We start from the raw sequence: 4,587 nt of genomic DNA, 5'->3' as shown, positions 1-4,587 counted from the left end.
CTACCCCTGCCACGAGATTGCCGAGAGCTGACATCTTCTCACCCTGCACCAATTGCAACTGCATCTGTTTGAGATCGCTGAGATAAAGCTCTAGTTTTTGGGCATATTCCTGGGATTGCTGATACAGTCGGGCGTTCTGTAGGGAAATTGCAGCTTGCGAGCACAGGATGTTGAGGATGGCGACGCGATCGCGCGTAAACGCCCCCGTTGTTAAATTATTTTCTAGATATAAAATGCCTATTAACTTACCTTGATGCAAAATCGGGTTACACAAAATACTCTTGGGTTGCTGATTAATGATATATGGATCGTTAGCTAAATTCGGCTCGGCACTCAAATCAATTAGCACAGTATTCTGCTGGTTATGCTTGACTTTGTAGATTAGTTTTAAGGGAAGCTCCTGACTGTTTTCAATGGGAAGGTGTTGCAACACGACTGGCTCTGTCCCCAGAGTAATCGACCCTTTAATTAACAGTCGATCGTCTTGCAAGAGCATTAACACGCACTTATCGGCTCCTGCATTTTCGATCGCGATCGAAAGCAACGATGTCAGTAGTTTTTTGAGGTCTATTTCACGGGATATTGCTTGGGAAGCTTTGAGAATAGTAGCTAAATCTAAAGCTACAGAAACACTACTACTGGATGTGGCCGAACTGGTGGAGGTGACACTACCCAATGTCAAGAGAGTTTCGTGAGCGGAGAGAGGAGAACGGGTTTGCTCTAATATAGGTGTAAGTAGTTGAGGATAGCGAGCTTCTAAGTCAGCGACTTTGGCTTTTGCACCCCAACGAGCGTAAGCATAGTAGGCTTGAGTCATGTATTCCCCAGCTATGCGCTCTTTGCCCCAATCTAGGTAGAACTTTGCTGCCAGTTCGTTAGCAAGTGCTTCTTCTTGGATATATTCGTTGGCTTTGGCTCCAGAAATTGCCTGGTCGTAAAACTCAATTGCTTTCGCTTTTTCTCCGAACACTCTACTTTTTTCCGCCTCTACTAAATCAACCTTATGTTGATAATTCATGGGTGCATGATCTGCCCATTGCTGTAACTTGGTTTGGTTTTCTATTACACCCTGCAATGCTTCTGATGCTTCATCTAACTGTGGATTTAATTGTGCCAAAATTAGCAGAGAATCATAAAGATAAAATACTGGTTCGCTGACTAATCCCGCACCAGCCATAAAATAGCGCCTGACTTCAATAGCATGATTTTTCGCTGGCTCAATTTCTCCAAACAAGAAACAAAGCATCAGTTTATACAAATGGAAAATATACAATCCATATCCATCTTTGGCAGACTCTAGCTGCTGGAGAAATTCTGTTTCTTCAAGGGCTTTTCCAGACAAAAGGGTGGTATGTTCTGCAAGACCTAGCAGATTTAAAACAGGTTGCCAATAAATCCGGCAATAATTTGCGGTTGTCAATTGATTTAATTGCATCAAACTATGGCAGTAGGCGCAAATATCCTGCTCTAAGGTAGCCAGGGGTTGACTGCACCAAAAAGAATTGAGGCAAAAAGTGTGCCCATTATATCCAGCAAGTACTAGGTTTCCAAATTCTAGGGCACTGGTGTAACCCTCTTGCAAGAGGGGTAGTGTTTCTTTAATGTGAGATTTGCGGTGTACAATAAATATCCCCAAGATCATCAAAACATCTGTTTTACTTGCTTTGGCATCGAGTTTTGAAATAATCTGGAGTGCCAGGGAACCAAACTGCGATCCTGTATCTATTTGAAAGAAATTGCAGAGAATGTTGCCATAGGTTGCATAGCCTAAAGCAGAAGTCGATGTGTTACCGTACTGAATTGATAGTTTAACGGACAAACTATTCAGCAATGGGTACAGCGCAGAGCCAGTGAGGTAAGCGGCTGGGATAATGATATTGACAATTTTAAGAGTACCGAGTTTTTCTGCATCTGTCATTTCAGGCAAGTGAACCAAATCAGCGATTTCCCGATCTCCAATGAGTTCCTCAATCTGTTGGATTTCCTGTTGAATATCTGATGGTGTCGGTGTTTCAGGAAAGGTGACACCAAGCTGTTGTAAGACTGGTTGGGCGATCGCGATCGCTGATGTCAGTTTACTTTGGGAAATATGAGATTGAATTCTAATACAGTAAACATTGACTTTTTTAGGTAAGGACCCTGCCTGTTGAAGGACAATATCAATGAACTGTTCCATCGCCTCAAAGTTACCGTTTAGCATTGCTACTTCTGCAGCTAATTCATATAAGGCGAGGGTCATTTCATACTGCTGCTCCCAAGTATTTTTTGCCAAGAGAGACAATCCCACTGTCGCATATTCATGCGCTGCTTGATAGGCGGTTGAAGTTTTAGCTTTGCGACAGGCAATTAAATTGAGTTGGGCTAATTCTTCTCGTTGAGTTGGTTGGGTAATTAAAGCAGTTCCGTGATTTAATTGATTGACGATTTCAAAAATACGGTCTTCTCTTGCTTGTGCGGAAATCTGTTGTAGAAGCAGTTGTCCGATTTGGTAATGAGTCGCCTGTTTTTGGTCATCGGGAATCAGGGAATAGGCAGCTTGTTGGACCCGATCGTGTAAAAACTTGTATTTGGGTAATTGGTCGTGGGTAATTGATAATTGGTCAAATTCCTTCCCATTCCCGATTACTAATTCGCTATTCCCCTCTGCTTGATAAAACTTATAAATTTCACTAATGGGTAAAATTAGCCCTTCTTGCAGCGCCTTCCATAAAGCGGATGCGGTTTCTACTGGCAAATTTTCATCAACAATTGCTAAGGTCGCCAAATCGAACTGATTGCCAATACAAGCAGCTAACTTTAAAACTGACTGTGTCCTGGTTGGCAACTTTCGCAACTGAAGTGCCATGAATTCTACTACATCATCCGTTAGTGCCAAGGTGCGCACTCGAGAAATATCGCACTGCCAATACCGAGCTTCAAAATTAAATTCAATTAGCCCATCTTCATGCAAAGATTTGAGGAATTGTGTGCTGAAAAATGGATTGCCTTTGGTTTTCTGATAAACGAGTTCTGTCAAAGGCAGAGCCAACGCTGTAGAACAAGCTAGAGTATCGGCAACTAAACTATTTACGTCCGAGCGAGCGAGGGGATCTAAGGTAATAGTATTCACCTTGGCTTCAGTTTTTTGAATATCTGCTAACGTCAGCATCAATGGATGCGCTGCAAATACTTCGTTATCCCGATAAGCTCCAATTAATAAGAGATAGCGGTTATCAATATCGCTCATCAGCAGTTGCATCAACTTCAATGATGCTGAGTCTGCCCATTGCAAATCGTCCAAGAAAATTACTAAGGGATGTTCTTTTGTTGTAAAGACTTTAATAAACTTTTCCAACAACAAATTGAAGCGATTTTGACTGGCACTGCCAGAAAGTTCGGGTACTGGCGGTTGCGGCCCGATAATACGTTCGAGTTCGGGAATGACTTCAACGATTACCTGAGCGCTATCGCCCAAAGCTGCCAAAATTTTTAACTTGCATTGTTCTACTTGGGCATCGGTTTCCGATAGCAATTGTCCCATTAAATCGCGAAAAGCTTGGACAAAAGCTGAGAAGGGAAGGTTGCGTTGAAATTGGTCAAATTTGCCTTTAATAAAGTAGCCGCGCTGCCGGACAATTGGTTTGTGAACTTCGTTAACGACAGCGGTTTTACCAATACCAGAAAAACCAGAAACGAGCATCATTTCAGTGCTACCTGCACTCACGCGGTCAAACGCCGCTAGCAGAGAGAATACTTCGCTTTCTCTACCGTACAACTTTTCTGGGATGAGGAAACGATCGCACAAATCTCGCTGCCCTATTTTAAAGTTAGTCAGCGCCCCTGTCTCTTGCCACTCGGATAAACAAGTTTCTAAGTCGTACTTGAGTCCTAGGGCGCTTTGATAGCGGTCTTCAGCATTCTTCGCCATCAGTTTGCTGACAATCTGTGACAGCACCAATGGAACGCTATTGTTGACTGTTGAGGCTGGGATAGGCTGTTTGGCGAGGTGGCAGTGTACCAAATCCATTGGGTCATCGGTTTGGAAGGGTAACTTTCCTGTTAGTAATTCGTAGAATGTGACTCCCAGCGAGTAGAAATCTGTGCGGTAATCAATGCCTCGGTTCATTCGCCCAGTTTGTTCGGGAGATATGTAAGGTAAGGTGCCTTCGAGGACGTTGGGATTTTGAATTTCTTGGGTTTCGCGCGGCAGCAGGGAAGCGATGCTGAAGTCAATCAGCTTGACTTCTTTGCTGCTGGGGTTAATTAGAATGTTGGCGGGTTTGAGGTCTTTATGGATGACTCGGTGGCGATAAAGTCCGTCGAGGGAGTTGGCAATTTGAATCGCCATGGGCAGAAACTCGCTAACGGGCAAGCCTTCTAGGGGTTCCTTGCTCTCTGATGCTAGAAGAGCGAGGTAACTACTTAAGGAAATTCCGCCAAAGTCTTCCATCACCAGAGCATAGTGGTTCTGGTAAGTCTCCAGGCTGTATGCCTTGACACTGCCGGGGATCTCTAAGTTTTTAGCAATGATGTACTGGTTGCGGAAGTGCACCAGTTCGTTGAAGCAGGGAAAGTCATTTCGCAGCAGTTTGATCGCGACTGGCTGCC

The 4,587-nt window shown here is 43.8% G+C and carries 1 protein-coding gene; it reads right to left on the bottom strand.

What is annotated here, in order from left to right; all coding sequences use genetic code 11:
* A partial coding sequence (locus QUB61_RS37980; protein ID WP_333190414.1) for an AAA family ATPase occupies window positions 1-4,587 on the bottom strand: 4,587 nt, incomplete at both ends.

Origin of the sequence: Microcoleus sp. C2D2, from assembly GCF_036702495.1 — a bacterium.
GTDB lineage: Bacteria > Cyanobacteriota > Cyanobacteriia > Cyanobacteriales > Microcoleaceae > Microcoleus.
The sequence above is the reverse complement of the archived record's forward strand: the minus strand, read 5'-3'. Positions and strand labels throughout refer to the sequence as shown.